General features: G+C 43.8%; 15 protein-coding genes and 2 pseudogenes. 10 read left to right on the top strand and 7 right to left on the bottom strand.

Annotation, left to right across the window (positions count from 1 at the left end):
* The first annotated feature begins 1 nt into the window (after window position 1).
* Genes WCW_RS06885 through ptsP form a run of 4 tightly spaced genes read left to right on the top strand, consistent with a single transcriptional unit; the run spans window position 2 to window position 3,797 of the window.
* Window positions 2–811, top strand: coding sequence for an SMI1/KNR4 family protein (locus WCW_RS06885; protein WP_013182486.1), 810 nt, complete (start codon window positions 2–4; stop codon window positions 809–811).
* The gene (gene hprK / locus WCW_RS06880) at window positions 812–1,786 is read left to right on the top strand and encodes an HPr(Ser) kinase/phosphatase (protein WP_013182485.1); all 975 of its coding nucleotides are present in this window, start codon (window positions 812–814) and stop codon (window positions 1,784–1,786) included.
* Window positions 1,758–2,027 (top strand): HPr family phosphocarrier protein, encoded by a 270-nt coding sequence (locus tag WCW_RS06875; RefSeq protein WP_013182484.1) that lies wholly within the window; start codon window positions 1,758–1,760, stop codon window positions 2,025–2,027. The genes hprK and WCW_RS06875 overlap by 29 nt, the downstream gene beginning before the upstream one ends.
* A 51-nt stretch (window positions 2,028–2,078) precedes the next feature.
* On the top strand, window positions 2,079–3,797 hold the full coding sequence (gene ptsP / locus WCW_RS06870; protein WP_013182483.1) for a phosphoenolpyruvate--protein phosphotransferase: 1,719 nt from the start codon (window positions 2,079–2,081) through the stop codon (window positions 3,795–3,797).
* A gap of 9 nt (window positions 3,798–3,806) precedes the next feature.
* Here the strand turns inward: ptsP and WCW_RS06865 are convergent, their stop codons facing one another.
* Genes WCW_RS06865 through WCW_RS06855 form a run of 3 tightly spaced genes read right to left on the bottom strand, consistent with a single transcriptional unit; the run spans window position 3,807 to window position 5,997 of the window.
* A complete protein-coding gene (locus WCW_RS06865) occupies window positions 3,807–4,121 on the bottom strand; it encodes a YbaB/EbfC family nucleoid-associated protein (RefSeq protein ID WP_013182482.1) in 315 nt (104 codons plus the stop codon).
* A gap of 6 nt (window positions 4,122–4,127) precedes the next feature.
* Window positions 4,128–5,486, bottom strand: a complete 1,359-nt coding sequence (gene dnaX, locus WCW_RS06860) for a DNA polymerase III subunit gamma/tau (protein WP_013182481.1) — start codon at window positions 5,484–5,486, stop codon at window positions 4,128–4,130.
* Between the two features lie 40 nt (window positions 5,487–5,526).
* Window positions 5,527–5,997: a hypothetical protein gene (locus WCW_RS06855; RefSeq protein ID WP_013182480.1), complete on the bottom strand. Its 471-nt coding sequence runs from the start codon at window positions 5,995–5,997 to the stop codon at window positions 5,527–5,529.
* A gap of 80 nt (window positions 5,998–6,077) precedes the next feature.
* Between WCW_RS06855 and WCW_RS06850 the strand changes: the two are divergent.
* The 4 genes and pseudogenes from WCW_RS06850 to WCW_RS10435 form a co-directional block, all read left to right on the top strand.
* A pseudogene (locus WCW_RS06850) lies at window positions 6,078–6,317 on the top strand (IS1/IS1595 family N-terminal zinc-binding domain-containing protein); the annotation flags it as partial.
* 69 nt (window positions 6,318–6,386) lie between these two features.
* Window positions 6,387–6,665 carry a transposase gene (locus WCW_RS06845; RefSeq protein ID WP_013181641.1) on the top strand — a complete coding sequence of 93 codons (279 nt, stop codon included), beginning with the start codon at window positions 6,387–6,389 and terminating at the stop codon, window positions 6,663–6,665.
* Window positions 6,662–7,423, top strand: a complete 762-nt coding sequence (locus tag WCW_RS06840) for an IS3 family transposase (RefSeq protein WP_013181286.1) — start codon at window positions 6,662–6,664, stop codon at window positions 7,421–7,423. The genes WCW_RS06845 and WCW_RS06840 overlap by 4 nt, the downstream gene beginning before the upstream one ends.
* A gap of 171 nt (window positions 7,424–7,594) precedes the next feature.
* Window positions 7,595–8,091: pseudogene (locus tag WCW_RS10435) on the top strand (IS1 family transposase); the annotation flags it as partial.
* Window positions 8,092–8,093: 2 nt separating this feature from the next.
* On the opposite strand, the gene WCW_RS06830 reads toward WCW_RS10435, so the two are convergent.
* Both WCW_RS06830 and galE read right to left on the bottom strand, forming a co-directional pair.
* Window positions 8,094–8,789, bottom strand: coding sequence for a hypothetical protein (locus WCW_RS06830; RefSeq protein WP_013182477.1), 696 nt, complete (start codon window positions 8,787–8,789; stop codon window positions 8,094–8,096).
* A 78-nt stretch (window positions 8,790–8,867) separates the two neighbouring features.
* Window positions 8,868–9,836 carry a UDP-glucose 4-epimerase GalE gene (gene galE / locus WCW_RS06825; protein WP_013182476.1) on the bottom strand — a complete coding sequence of 323 codons (969 nt, stop codon included), beginning with the start codon at window positions 9,834–9,836 and terminating at the stop codon, window positions 8,868–8,870.
* A gap of 231 nt (window positions 9,837–10,067) precedes the next feature.
* On the opposite strand from galE, the gene WCW_RS06820 reads away from it, so the two are divergent.
* Window positions 10,068–12,239 (top strand): HD family phosphohydrolase, encoded by a 2,172-nt coding sequence (locus WCW_RS06820; protein ID WP_013182474.1) that lies wholly within the window; start codon window positions 10,068–10,070, stop codon window positions 12,237–12,239.
* Window positions 12,229–13,017 (top strand): SDR family NAD(P)-dependent oxidoreductase, encoded by a 789-nt coding sequence (locus WCW_RS06815; protein ID WP_013182473.1) that lies wholly within the window; start codon window positions 12,229–12,231, stop codon window positions 13,015–13,017. Before WCW_RS06820 ends, WCW_RS06815 begins: the two co-directional genes overlap by 11 nt.
* Here the strand turns inward: WCW_RS06815 and WCW_RS06810 are convergent.
* On the bottom strand, window positions 13,007–13,873 hold the full coding sequence (locus WCW_RS06810; RefSeq protein ID WP_013182472.1) for a hypothetical protein: 867 nt from the start codon (window positions 13,871–13,873) through the stop codon (window positions 13,007–13,009). The two genes, WCW_RS06815 and WCW_RS06810, sit on opposite strands and share 11 nt — an antisense overlap.
* A gap of 78 nt (window positions 13,874–13,951) precedes the next feature.
* On the bottom strand, window positions 13,952–14,389 hold the full coding sequence (locus WCW_RS06805) for a hypothetical protein (RefSeq protein ID WP_013182471.1): 438 nt from the start codon (window positions 14,387–14,389) through the stop codon (window positions 13,952–13,954).
* Window positions 14,390–14,451 lie beyond the last annotated feature (62 nt).

Below are 14,451 nucleotides of genomic sequence, written 5' to 3'. Positions count from 1 at the left end.
CATGAACGAGCATGTCCTTCACTATTATGGTTATACCGATGAGGAGATCCCTAGGAAAAAATTTTCTAAGGTCATTTCTTTTCACGACTGTCCCGATATGGATTGGGAAAATCTATGCGATTCTATTCCGGCTCTGCCGAAAGGCTGGCATGAGCTTTGTCAACTTCCCCGAAATGACAGGATTCAGTTTACGTTGGATTATTGGCTTGCGAAGCTCCCTTATCATCTTCATTTGGATGAGGCGATTTCGCAGTTTTTTGGAGAATTAGATGATGTGGGGTGTTTTGCGACTCAGGTAAAAAAATCGGATCCGCTGAAAGTGGAAATGGTGTACAGCGTCAGTCAAAACCGAGGTTTTTATAGAGGAGCAATTCCGGCATCAGAAGAAGATGTTATTGATTTACAAAAACTGTTCTTAGATTATATTCTTCCTGAAGATTATTTAGCTTTTTTGCAGATTCATAATGGTTTCTGTAAAACAACGGATTGTACCGGTATTATGAGTGCTGAAAAGGTTGCTTCTACTTACAAGCAGCTGCAAGCGCTCATTGCAAGCCAAGGAATGGTGACGACGACGAGCGGAAATCCAGTTGATCCTGAGGGGTTGATCCCTTTCTATAAATCGTTTGGGATGCCTTATTATCAGTGCTTCTGGAGCGGTTGGCATCCGGAACAGGAGATGGGGAATGTGTATTACAGCGGAGAGATGAATTCCATTTCGGAGATCGGAAACGGCGAAAGCTCTGAAACGATGACATTCCCGACGTTTCTAGGCTGGTTAATTTTTTACCTGGAACAGATGAACATATAAATGTACTTAGTTGAGGATCTATACAAAAGGCACGGAGCGCGCCTAGGCCTTGAGCTGATCAGCGGAAGCGTTGGGATGAAGCGGAGAATCAAAGTTCCTGAGGCTCACAGGCCCGGTTTAAGCTTGTCAGGATATTTAAAGGGACATGCAGATAAAAGAATTTTGATTTTTGGCAAGGTGGAAATTGAATATCTGCGCGATCTTAAACCTTCGGTCCGCGTGGAAAGGCTAGAGGGGGTTTTGGTCACACCTACCCCTGCTGTGATTGTTGCTCGCAGGTTCCGTCCACCCAAGGAATTGATTCATTTGTGCGAAGAGCGCGGTGTTCCGCTGTTTCGCGCTAGCATGAGCACGATGAATTTACTCAGTAAACTGACTCTCCTTCTTAATGAGGAATTTGCTTTGAGCATGAGTGTGCATGGAACTCTTGTTGAGGTTTTTGGAGTAGGTGTGCTGATTCAAGGAGATTCTTCTGTTGGGAAAAGCGAAGCTGCCTTGGGACTGATCGAAAGGGGGCATCGCCTGATTTCTGACGATATCGTCAAGGTGAAAAAACGGGAAGGCCACTATCTTGAAGGAAGTGGTGCCGAGTTGACGCGCCATCACATGGAAATCCGCGGAATTGGGATCATTAATGTCGCAAACCTTTACGGCGCTGTTTGTGTGAGGGATTACAAGAGTATCGACCTTGTCGTTAGATTGGAGTCTTGGGATGAGCAAAGTTTTTACGACAGAGTTGGACTTGATGAGAAATTTTGCGACATTCTTGGAGTGAAGCTTCCTTTGCATATTCTTCCTGTAAAGCCCGGAAGAGATGTCGTTCTTTTATTAGAGACCATTGCTTTAAATCATCGTTTAAGGGGAATGGGCTATCATTCGGCTAAGGAATTCAATTCGAAATTGTTAAACATGATCAACAAGAAACCGCAATCCAGGTCGTTCGACAGTGAAATTAGTACAAAAAGTCCAAGTTAAAAATCGGCTGGGTCTTCATACCAGGCCTGCGACAATGATTGTCAAGCTCTTGCAGCGCGTACAGAGCAGTGTGCAGTTCACCTGCAGGAAAGAAACAGTGAATGCTAAAAGTATTTTAAGTATCTTAATGCTCGCTGCCAAGCGCAATTCCCGTATTACGATTACTGTGGAAGGACATGACGCAGAAGAGGTTATGGGGAAGCTGGTGGAAGCTTTCGATACCCAGTTTGGAGAATCATGAAGGTTAAAGAGAGGCAAGTTTGCTTGCAGGGAGCTCCGATTTGCCGAGGCATTGCGATCGGCAAACCCTTTTTTTTTTACTTTAATCGAGGATAATGTTCCGGAATTTACCATTCCGAGAAAAGATATCGATGAAGAGATCGACCGTTATCGCAGGGCAGTCGAGCGCAGCCGGGATGATATTAAGAAACTTCAGAGAAAATTAAAGAAAGAAAAAATTTTGGAAGGCGCAGCGATTTTAGATGCTCATATCCAGATGATGCAGGATCCATTGTTGACTCAGCATATCGAAGAGGAGATTAGAAGGTCTTTCAAAAATGCCGAGCATGTCTTTCATTCTTTTGTCAGCCAATATCAAAAAAAGTTTCAGTCCCTGGCCGACCCTTTTTTCAGAGAGCGGTTTAAAGATATCCAGGATATTTCCCGCAGGGTTATGGGGTACTTGCGCGATAGCGTCAGTGTGTCTCTTGCCGATATTCCAGAGAACTCCATCGTGTTTTCCGATGATTTGACCGCTTTCGATACTGCAGAGGCGAACGTTTCTTTCGTTAAAGCTTTTGTGACGCATAAGGGGAGTGCGACTTCTCATGCGGCGATTGTTGCCAAAGCAAAAGGAATTCCTTATGTGTCTGATATTGCGTTTGAACAGCTGTTGGAGTTGGAACAGGAAGGACAAGTAATTGTAGACGGCCGCACAGGCGATATCATTTTTTATCCTACTGTAGAGACATTGAAAGCTTATCAAGAATTGAAGCAGAAGCTTGAGCTCCAAGTGATCTCCTGGGGAGAAAAGGAGCCGCTGCCTGCCGAAACAATCGACGGTTATCGGATCAAGCTCTTTTCAAATATCGATATGGTAGATGACGTGGATGTTCTTCACGAATATGGTGGAGAAGGGGTGGGGCTGTTCAGGTCCGAGTATATGTTTTTGAACAACGATTCCTTCCCTACAGAAGAAGAGCAGTGTTTGTTTTATAAAAAACTTGTTGAGAAGATGCGCGGTCTTCCCATTGTGATTCGCACCTTTGATTTCGGAGGCGACAAGTTAATGCTCAACCCTTATTTCCCTGCTGAGGGGAGTTCGTTTATCGGCTGCCGAGCCATTCGCTATCTCCTAAAAGAACGTGATATCTTCAAATCTCAGCTGCGTGCGATTTTGAGGGCGAGCTGCCATGGAAATGTTAGCATCATGTTTCCTATGATCTCGACGCTGTCTGAGTTAGTTGAAGCTAAGGAGCTTTTATTTGAAGCAACTGAAGAGCTTAGTCAACAAGGGGTGGAGGGGATTCCGCAAGTGCGTGTCGGTTCGATGATTGAAGTGCCTTCGGCAGCTATTGTCGCCGACCTTATCGCCAAGGAGTGCGATTTTCTCTCTATAGGGACCAATGATCTTGTGCAATATTCCTTAGCTGTTGACCGCCGCAGCCATTCGCCCCATCAGGTTCATGCGTCGACAGATCCAAGTGTTTTAAGGATGATTAAGCTCATTGTGAGCGAGGCAAACCATCAGGGAATCCCTGTGACTGTGTGTGGAGAGATTGCTGCTGACCCCCGTTTTACCGCACTTCTTCTTGGTTTGGGGGTTCATAAATTGTCTGTTGCGCCCCGTTATCTTCCGACTGTGCGTCGTGCTGTGCGCAGCTGCTGCATTGTAGAAGCTTGCGCCCTTGCTGAGAAAGCGCTGATGCTGCCGCATGCAAAAGAGATTCAAGATTTGCTTTCGGAAGAGTACATGCGCAACTCTCCCGATGATCAGCTTTACAATTGTTAGGCTGCGCCTCTAAAAACCAAAGCCCAGGCTTCCGAGATCGGGCATGCCGCCGCCCATTGAAGGCATCGTTTTACGCACATTTTCCATAGCGTCTTTATGCGCAGCTTTGATTAATGTTTCCAGCCCCTCGACATCATCAGGGTCGACGCAGTCGGGCTTAATCCTAAGGCTTTTGATTTCAAAATCTCCGTTCAGCTTGATCGTGACTAAACCATTGCCTGCTTGTCCTTCAGCTTCGACGTTTTGCATCTGTTCTTGAAGTTGAGCGAATTGCTCTTGCATTTGACGTGCTTGCTTTTTCTTTTTCTGGAATCCTTTTCCCATTTTCAACTACCTCTGTGATGATTTTTGTAGAGTCCCTTCTAGCTCGACGGCTGCGAACTGGAGAAGAGTATCGTATTGAGCTTGTTTTTCCGGATCGATGAGCTTTGCCGGCATTGGTTTTGGTTTTTCTTTCGGCTGCGCAGCCTCCTTTGGCTTCGGTTTTGGGGCAGGTTGTGCTACCGGAGGAGGGGAGGCTGTTTGCGGTATGGAAAGGGCTTTGTTCTCCAATTCGGCTAACCGCTGCACAATCACTTCGATTGGGATTTTGTGGACAGTCCGGATGACATGCAAAAGAGCAGCTTCCAACGCAATGCGTGGAGACGGGGCAAAGCGGATCTCCTGTTGTGTCTTCACCAAGTAGTCGATAAGTTCCAGGCATTGCTCTTTGCGGTATTTTTGTGCAGATTCTATGTACTGTTTTTTGGCGTTTTCGGAAAGAGACAAAAGAGGAGTGTCGGCTCCGGATAATTTGACGACTAAAATGTTTCTGAAATGTTCCGACAGCATTTCAACAAAATGAGTCAAGTCTTTCCCTTCGGAAAAGATCTCTTCTGCGATTTCGAATGCTTCGGCAAAGTTGCAGATTTGCGCTGCTTTATCCAAGCGGAAAAAAGTCTCTTGCGGCATCACTCCCAGAATTTTTGCAGCCGATTGGCTGTCGATAATACCCCCTTCATGAAAAGAAAGGATTTGGTCGAGAAGAGACTCTGCGTCGCGCAAGCCTCCGTCAGCTCGGTTGGCGACAAGGCGCAAAGCGTCTTCATCAGCTTGGAAGCCCTGCTCTTCGGTCATCCGTTTTAGCTTGCCAATGATGGAATCTTGAGGAATGCGGTTTAAGTTAAAGCGTTGGCAGCGGCTTAGAATTGTTGGAAGCACCTTATGCGGCTCTGTTGTCGCGAAAAAGAATTTTACCTTTTCGGGCGGCTCCTCCAACGTTTTTAGAAGCGCGTTAAACGCTTCTTTGGTGAGCATGTGCACTTCGTCGATGATGTAGATTTTGTACCTGCCTGAAGCAGTGGAGTAGCCGACGGTTTCATTGATCTGCCGGATGTCGTCGATTCCTCGGTTGGAAGCACCATCGACTTCCAGCACATCGAGCGAGCTGCCCGCTGCAATTTCCTTGCAGGAAGAGCAAGCGTTGCACGGTTCGCAATCATTGGAGGGCGCCTGGCAATTGAGAGCTTTGGCGAAGAGGCGTGCTAAGGTTGTTTTGCCTGTGCCGCGAGAGCCGGAAAAAAGGTAGGCGTGAGCCATTCTCCGTTTTTTGATGCCGTTTTTCAGAGTAGCGACGATAGCGTCCTGACCCAGGACTTCGCGAAATGTCTGGGGGCGGTATTTTCTGGCGAGTACTTGATATTCAGTCATAAGGGAGTTATTTTACTCCCACTGATTAGACTTTGCAATGTTAAATTTGGGCAGTTTGAAACTCGCCGATGCGTTCGAGAAGCCCCGCCATTGCTTGAGCAGAGCTTATAGAAGCTTGTGCCTTGTAATAAGTTTTCAAACGCTCGATTTTTCCATGAATAACTTCTTGCCTTTGTCTAAGGGCAGAGATTTCCTCTTTTCCGCTTTTCATTTTTTCGGTTAATTCTGCCACTTGTTTGGACGTCTCATCTGCTTTGGCGTAACGGGCAAAGACTTTGGTAAAATGATGCAATCCTTGAAATAATTGGTTCCATCCGATGACTTTTGCCTCAGCTTCACCAGCTTTTTGTTCTGCTCTTTTTAACTGATTTTCAAGGTCTCTTCTCTCTTTATAGGCTGCAACCATTTCCAAAATTCTTGTTTTTTCATTTGCAAGAAGCATGAATTCTTCCTTTTTTTGTTTATCAATGAGCTGTCTTATTTTTTTGTCGATTTCGGTAGTCCTAAACATGTAATGCTCAAATCAAAATTCGTTTGACACTGATGGAAATTTAAAGTTTCATATTCAGCCATAACAGCTGGAGAAATGAAATGAACCCATCGTGCCCTAAATGCGAGTCAACCGCGGTAAAAAAGAATGGACATATCCACAATGGAAAACAAAATCATCGTTGCCTTGTTTGCGGCCGCCAATTTGTTCTAGACCCCCAACAAAAAATTATTACAGATCAAACTAAAAGTGAGGTCCGTCAAGCACTTCTGGAAAGAGTTTCTTTAGAAGGCATCTGTAGAATTTTCAGTGTGAGTATGCCCTGGTTATTGAGCTTTATACTGCTCCCCGTTAAGACATAAAAGGTGCTAAGAGAGTAAAATAACTATCTAAACTATAGGGCTTTACTCATGAAACGAAGAAAATGGACTCCTGAATTAAAAACAAAAATTGTATTGGAAGGATTAAAGGGTCGTCCCCTTGCCGAAATTTGCACTGAATACGAAATAAGTCAGGCTCAGTTCTACCAATGGAAGGACTGTTTTCTAAACAATGCGAGCCGAGCGTTTGAAAAAGGAAAATCAGACCAAAAGGAAGCACGTCTTCAGAAGCAAAACAATCGTTTGAAACAAGTGGTTGCAGATCTTACTCTCGAGTTAAAAAAAAACGACGAGGAGTGGTATCTGTGAAGAGAAAACGTCCTGAGATAAGAAGAAAAATCGATGATGTCCTCGCCGAAAGAATTGCTCAGATAAAAATGGAGCACCCCTTTTGGGGTTACAGGCGAGTATGGGCAAGTTTGCGTTATAGAGATGGAATACCGTGCAATTTGAAACGCATTTATCGAATTATGAAAGAGCGAAATCTTCTTTGCGCCAAAAAAATGAGGCCTAAAACTGCTGATAGACATCATCGACCGAAGCCCAAGGCGGAAAAACCTAATCAGATATGGGGAACAGACATGACAAAAGTTTTTGTCGAAGGCGATGGCTGGACTTACATAACAGTTGTACTTGACTGGTACACGAAAAAAATTGTGGGGTTGAAGTCTGGAAGGCGCTCTAAGTCAATAGACTGGCTAGAAGCATTAGACCGGGCGCTTAACACGCAATTTCCAGAAGGGGCCCGTGGCAAAGGACTAAAACTTGTCTCAGATAACGGATGTCAGCCCACTTCAGAGGCTTATATGCGTTACTGCTCAAAAGTAGATGTAGAGCAAATTTACACAAGCTACAACAATCCAAAGGGAAATGCAGAGACCGAGCGATTCATGCGCACCATGAAAGAGGAGCTTTTATGGCTAAAAGAATGGAGGTCTTCAGAAGAACTCTCAAAAGAATTGCAAAGTTGGGTTCTGAAATACAATTCCGATTACCTGCACTCTACTTTGAAATACCGATCTCCAAATGAAATGGAAAAACATTATTATAAATGTGAGGCTGCTTAATGCGAGCGCCCCTGATAGGAAGCATTGAAGGAGAAATCAGATTGCGGTCAATGCCGAGCGTTAGCGAGCTGAAAGGCAGCATTTACTGCAATCTGAGAGCTTCGAAAATTCCTGTATCAGGGGGGCGAAAACTCTCTTAGTTTTTGCTTGATTAACGGGTAGCACTACAGCTTTATACAACAGATAATTTATGAGTTGCCCGACGATTTAAACGCTACTGTGGTCAAGGATTATAAGGATTTTGAAGTGGCAATTATAGAGCTTGATGAACAGTGGAGTTATGTCGGAAATAAGAAAAATCAGCAATGGCTTTGGTTGGCGTTCCATTCGGCTAGCAGGCAGGTTTTGGCAATGCATGTAGGAAAAAGGGATAAGAGAGCTGCCGAAGCATTATTAGCAAAACTTCCTGAGGATTTAAAAAAAAAACCTTCTTTTACTCTGATAGGTTCTCTGTGTACTACGAAGTCCTTCCTTGGAAGCAACACCAGGCAGTCGGAAAAAATTCAGGAAAAACGAGTTACATTGAAAGATTTAACAACACCTTGAGGCAAAGATGTTCGAGGCTGGTTAGGAAAACCCTGTCATTTTCAAAAAAATTAGCCAACCATATTGGTATGATTCAGTATTTCATTTGTGATTACAACAAAAGGATGGCATTACTTGTTTAGGACTACCTGAAACTCTCGAAGAGATCTTTGCTGTATTCATGTAAGTCATACCCTCTAAATAATAACTCTCTTCTCCCTTCTAAAATATCGAGGATTCCTTGTTGAGGATTTGAATCTAACAATTGAATCCCTTTGCGTACCATAGCATGCGCAATAGCAATGTCATGTTGAAGGTATAACGTCTTCAATTTTTTTTGATTTCCCCCCTTTTTCTTGTTAGGAGTAATGAGCTCAAGAAAATTGCTGATTTTTCGAACTGTAGGGTTAAAACTGCTTTCAGATCGGAGAATTTGATGATCGTCTAAAGAAGAATTTTTAGCATACTCTTCAGATAAAGCTTTCATATACTGTGATAAATTGCGGATTGCGCCTCCTTTCCCAAAATGATAGGTTTTGTTTTCGCGGATTCCTTGAATGAATTTCCCCAATTTTGTGATTTGCCAGGCTAGCCAGTTTGATTGGACAACCTCTACATTCTTAATTAGATAAGGATTGTTTTTATCAACCTCAAGGATGACATGGATGCGGCTCCTTGCAGAGGCTCTTGCCTGCGGCTTTTTGTCATCGGCCACCCATTTTCCGGCTTCGGTTAAAAGTTGATCGATTTTTTGAGTTGCGCTTTCGATTGCTTGATCATTTAGGCCAAAATGAAAAAAATTATCGGTAGGAAATCTGGATTGAAAGTCTGGCTGTGCCATGATACTTCACTTTTTTATTAACATCACCTTTTGAGTTTATTATACAAGATAAAATTATTTTTTTTAATAAATTAATTTTTAATTAAGAGAGTTCCATGCGTGGAAAATCATCTCTTCCAGGGAGGGGAATCGAGGATTCCAACCCAATTCCTGCTCTGCTTTTCGCGAATCGGCTAATAATAGGGGGGGATCCCCGAGCCTTCTCTCTCCGCTGATTTTTTTAACGGGGATTTTGGTCACACATTCCACAGCTGAAATCACTTCCTTTACGCTAAATCCCTGGCCGTTTCCCAGGTTATATTGAGAAGAGGAAGCCCCGTTAAATAGTTGCTCCATGGCCCGGATGTGCGCTTGGCCTAGATCGAGGATATGGATATAGTCTCGAACGCAGGTGCCGTCGGGAGTCGGGTAGTCTGTACCAAAAATGGTGATCGAATGGTCTCCGCTTTTCAAGCTGCGCAATAGGATGGGGATAAGGTTAGTTTCCTTCTTTTTATGATTTTTTATTTCTCCCTCGGGATCACCTCCTGCAGCATTAAAGTAGCGCAAAGCGCAAGAGCGCAGTCCGTACGCACTTTCCGCATCCGATAACATTTGCTCTACCATCAATTTGGATTTTCCGTAAGGATTGATTGGATTTTTAGGATGGGATTCCGCGATTTTATTTGTTTGAGGAAGGCCGAAGATTGCAGCAGTTGAGGAAAAAATAAAAATATCCACCTTGTATCTCTCCATGGCATGGAGAAGATTAAGCGTATGGCAGACGTTGTTGCGGTAGTATTGGTAGGGATTTGCAACCGATTCACCGATATCGGTAAAGGCTGCAAAGTGCATCACGGCATCGATTTTCTGCGACTTAAAAATTTCATCAAGCTGTTTGGAGGAGGAAGCATCCCCTTTGATGAAGGAGCCTCTAGTGACACTTTTCCTGTCTCCGGTTGAGAGATTGTCTAGCACAACTGTTTGATATCCGGCTTCATGCAGTTGTTTATTGACGTGGGATCCAATATAGCCGGCCCCTCCAACAACGAGAATTGTTTGTTTCATAATCTTAGCTGGTAAAAATTCTCCAAGATTTTCAATAATAGGGGTGAGTTGCAAAATAAGCCAGGATTATGAACCTCCCCGTCAATTCATATTTGTTGTCTCCTTTCATTTATTGGATCTTTTTTTGTCATTCTTTGAAGGCAAACTTGAGCAGATTTGGCAAGAAAAATGACAAAGAAATCTCTCAAAAAATGAAAAAACCTGAACCATTAGCAAGTAACGGATAGGTTCATGACCTCTCAAAACGAAAACACGGATGCTTCCGAATTTAAATTTTCCAATGAACAAGGCTACTTTGACAAAAGTCTGGGAATCAAACTCATCATCGGAGTTATTTTTGCCCTGTCCTTGTTCTCGATCTTGCACTTTAGAGAGGTGCGGGTCGAGGTTCTCGAGTTAGGCAGCATTGCTCCAAGCTATATCGTTGCACAAACCGACTTGGAGTTTTATGATGAAGAGGCAACGATTATTTTAAGGCAGGAAGCTGTCCGGGACATTGGCAAGATTTATGAGATATCCGACAAGCAGATCAAACTGGTAAGGGGAGAGTTTGAAAATTTTCTGATCAAAGATGAAAGTTGGAGGTTAGAGCTTGGAGATACCGCGTTCGACGAAATGTATAAGGGAGCTGATGCGCTTGACAGAGCGCTTGTTTCGATCAGATTTACAGATTCCCGTACTTTGCAAAAAATGAATGAATTGAGTCTGCCGACAAGTAGCTATATCATTTATACTCCCCTTCAGACGGATGCGCCGGTTTCATTGCCGAAAAGTACGTGGCATCTGGCTGCTCAAATGGCGTTTCCTCCTGAGAAATTCCATTCGGATACCGATGATTTTATCATCGACTATTTTAAGAAAAGGACATGGGAACTTATTGAAGATATTCCTCAGCAAAGAGCGGTAAGGACCCGTATTCAAAAAAGCGTTCCGGAAAAGTATACCAAGATCAGTGCTGGCAGTCGAATCATTGATCAGGGAGATCGGGTGACTTCCAGGCATGTTGCCATCTTGCAGGCGATGAAAAATGCAATGAACGAGCAGAGGAATCTTTGGCATCCCTCAACTCTTGCCGGAAGCTTGATGCTGTCTCTTCTGTTAACGGCGATTTGTGCAGCTTTTGTCCATGTCCACTACCCCGAAATCATGGCTTCCAATCGGAAGCTTTTTTTAATTGTGACAGTGATTGTGTTAACTTTTATCATTGCAAAGTCGGTCGAATTTTTCTTTTTGACAAATAAGAGCAATCTGATCGAAGTGATCCGCTATCCGCTGTTCGTGCCGTTTTCGGCTATTCTTTTGTGCAGTTTGCTCAATCCCGCCATTGCCACATTTACGAGCGCTTTTCTTACGATCATTTTAATGATGGGGCTTGCATTTGAAAGACAGGGATTTATGATTCTCAACTTGGCAACGGCGCTTATTGCCATTCTAAGCGCAAAAGGTTTAAGGCAAAGGCGCGAGGTGTTCGTTGTTTGCGGCAAGGCGTGGCTTTGCAGTATGGTCGTGATCATTTCCATGCACTTGTACCAATCTACGGATTGGAATGGGTTTTGGGTCGATATTTTTAGTGCTGGCGGGTTTATGCTGCTGACGGCAGTTTTGGTGGTTGGTCTGCTGCCGCTTTTAGAAAGCGGTTTCAAGATTATGACAGACGTTACGTTGATGGAGTTTATGGATCCTAATCACGATCTGTTGAGAAGGTTGAGCATTGAGGCTCCGGGAACCTACCAGCATAGCGTTGTTGTAGGAAATCTTGCTGAGGCGGCAGCGCTTGCGATTGGCGCCAATGGCCTTTTCTGCCGGGTTGCAACGCTCTATCACGATATAGGAAAAATGGCGACACCTCAGTATTTTTCTGAAAATCAGCACGGGGAAGGGATGAATATCCACCAGCTGCTGACTCCCCAAGAGTCTGCACAGGTGATCATTGCCCACGTTTCAGAAGGGGTTGCGATGGCTCGTAAAGCGAATTTGCCGGAGCAGTTTATCGATGTCATCAAAGAACATCATGGAACAACGCTTGTCTACTTTTTCTATCGAAAAATGCTGAAAATGAACCAGGAGGGTGCCGAGGTTGTGAATCTTGGCGATTTCCGTTATTCCGGCCCCGAACCGCGGAGTAAAGAATCTGCAATTATCATGATTGCAGATTCCCTTGAATCGGCCTCCCGCTCTCTTGATGAGTTCAATAAAGAGACCGTCTGGGAGTTGACTTCCCGGATCATCAAGGAAAAATCGGAGGAGGGGCAGTTTGATCATACATGCTTGACTCTTCAGGAATTAGCAACTGTTAAGGAAACGTTGGTAAAGACGCTTGTCGCTTACGGCCATTCAAGGGTAAAATACCCGACTCGGGAAATTGGAGAGGAGACGTTGAAAAGTGAAGTCAATGAATTTTAAGACAGCGCTTATTACGGGCGCAAGCTATGGGATCGGAGAAGCGCTTGCGCGTCTTTTCGCTGAAAAAGGGATCCCTTTAATCCTTGTTGCGCGCTCTGCAGAACGGTTGCATTCGCTGGCAAAAGATCTCTCTCCGCTTGTTCCTGTTGAGGTGATCACCTGTGATCTCTCGCATCCGGGTCAGCTGATTAGCTTGGTCAAAGCGGTCAAATCCAGAAAACCGGATCTTATTGTGAATAATGCGGGATTCGGACTTTACGGCGATCTTCTGACCTACCAGACTGAACAGTTGCAGGAAATGATCGATGTGAATGTGAAAGCGTTGATGGAATTAACGGTCGAAGGCGCCCGTACTTTGATCGGAGCAGGCATGCAGGGGGTGATTCTCAATGTTTCCTCGGTTGCGGGCGAGATGAAAATTTTTCCCACTTTTTCCATCTATGCTGCAAGCAAGAGTTTTGTGACCCATTTTTCGGAATCTTTTGACTTTGAGGTTGCGCCGTTAGGGGTGAGAGTGTTGACAAGCTGCCCAGGCATGGTGGATACCCATTTCCGCTATCGAGCATCGGGAAATGAGCATCAAAAACCTTCTGGCAGGTCGATGGGCGTGGAGTATGCCGCCAAGGAGATCTGGCGGCAGATTCAAAAGCGCAAACGTGTTCACATTTTCAATTGGAAGTATCGTTTAGGACTAGCATTAAGTCGATGGATTCCGAAACCTCTTTTGGCAAAAGGAATGAGAAAAGAGGTTGAAGGAAGATTGGACCTCAGTCTTTAGAAGAAGGAAGGTCTGCCGATGCTTTGCGGATTTGATCTTGATTTCCCGGGTTGATTTTGCAGAGGCTGTCAATGATTTCTTGTTTTTTGCTTTCATTGAATTTTCCGGTTTCCAAACTCCAGGCTAACCACTCTTTGAAACCCGAGATAAGCGTTAAAATAGAGGCTCTAGTTGCCAGCTGCGAGGTATCGAATGTGCTCATGTCAAAGTTTCCGTCGATGTAATGTTTGTTGGATTGGTTGTTGTTCAAATATTTCACCGCTTCTCCCAAGGTGCCGGGAGGATGTTCAAAGCCCCATTGATTTGCCCAGTTGACAAATAGCAAAAAAATGCTTTTAAGCTTGCCGTCTTCTCTGATCATTTCAAAGTGATCCACATTCCAGTGCCCCATGAGCTGCACAAGATGTTGATGGCGGTTGACCCTCTCTGCGCCTACCCACCCTCTCAACAGCTGCATCTCTTGAATTACTGTTTGAACCGATCTATCGATGTGGTGATCACCAAGAGATTTGATCCCTTTTAACACCGTCTGTTCGTCAACTTTTGATAGTTTGAACCCGATAGAGTCCTTTTTCATCAGATTGACTTCGGAAAGCCTGGTGATCACTTTTTTGCAAATGTTTGTGATGGCGTTCAGCGTTTCCAGATCAACAGATTTGATCATTTCTTCTGCTGTGGCTTGGGTAATCCAGCCTTTGCCCTGGATGTAAAGAGAAACTTGAGTCAATAGCCTGGTAAAGGCATTTGAAGAATCGATGACATCGAGATAGTCGCCAATGGTCACTTCAACTTTGGCGCCTTTGATTTGACCTAAGGGAAAATTTAATGCTTCTTGAATATTTTGGAAGTTAACCATTAAAAATGCCTCGGTATTCAGTGACCATTATAGATTAAGATCAATTAAAAAGAAATGTTTAAATTTTTATTGAAATAGCTACCAGCCTTCGTATTTTAACTCGGTTAATTCTGACAAAAGCTTCATTTCTTTTATTATTTCTCGAATGGTTTGGTCTGTAGGTAGCTCTAAATCTTTTAAAAGTTGCTTTTCTTCTTTTCGAGATATTTTTTTTTGATCGCCTCTAAGAGGGTTGTCATCATTTAAACGATTTTTTAGATAGCCATCTTCTAGAGAGAGAACGATTTGTCCACTGATGGAATGGATGGATTGCCGGCTTATAGAATCCAAACTTTGAATCTTTTGAAGAGCTTGCTTTTCGTTAACCCATCCTTTGCCTTGGAATAAGAGCGATAATTGAGTGATTGTCCTACCTAGAAAATTAGAGCCAATGACGTGCAGGCAATCTCCGACAGTAATGCCTGATTGCCCTATTTGATGATGAAGAGCTTTTTGAATGTTATTGAATTGAACCATGATCAACCTCTTTCTTTTTCAAATTTATTTTAATATATTTTTTAAATAAAAGAAATGCTTAT

It is taken from the genome of Waddlia chondrophila WSU 86-1044, from assembly GCF_000092785.1.
In the GTDB taxonomy this organism is placed as follows: Bacteria; Chlamydiota; Chlamydiia; order Chlamydiales; family Waddliaceae; genus Waddlia; species Waddlia chondrophila.
This window is presented reverse-complemented; position numbering and strand designations above follow the sequence as displayed.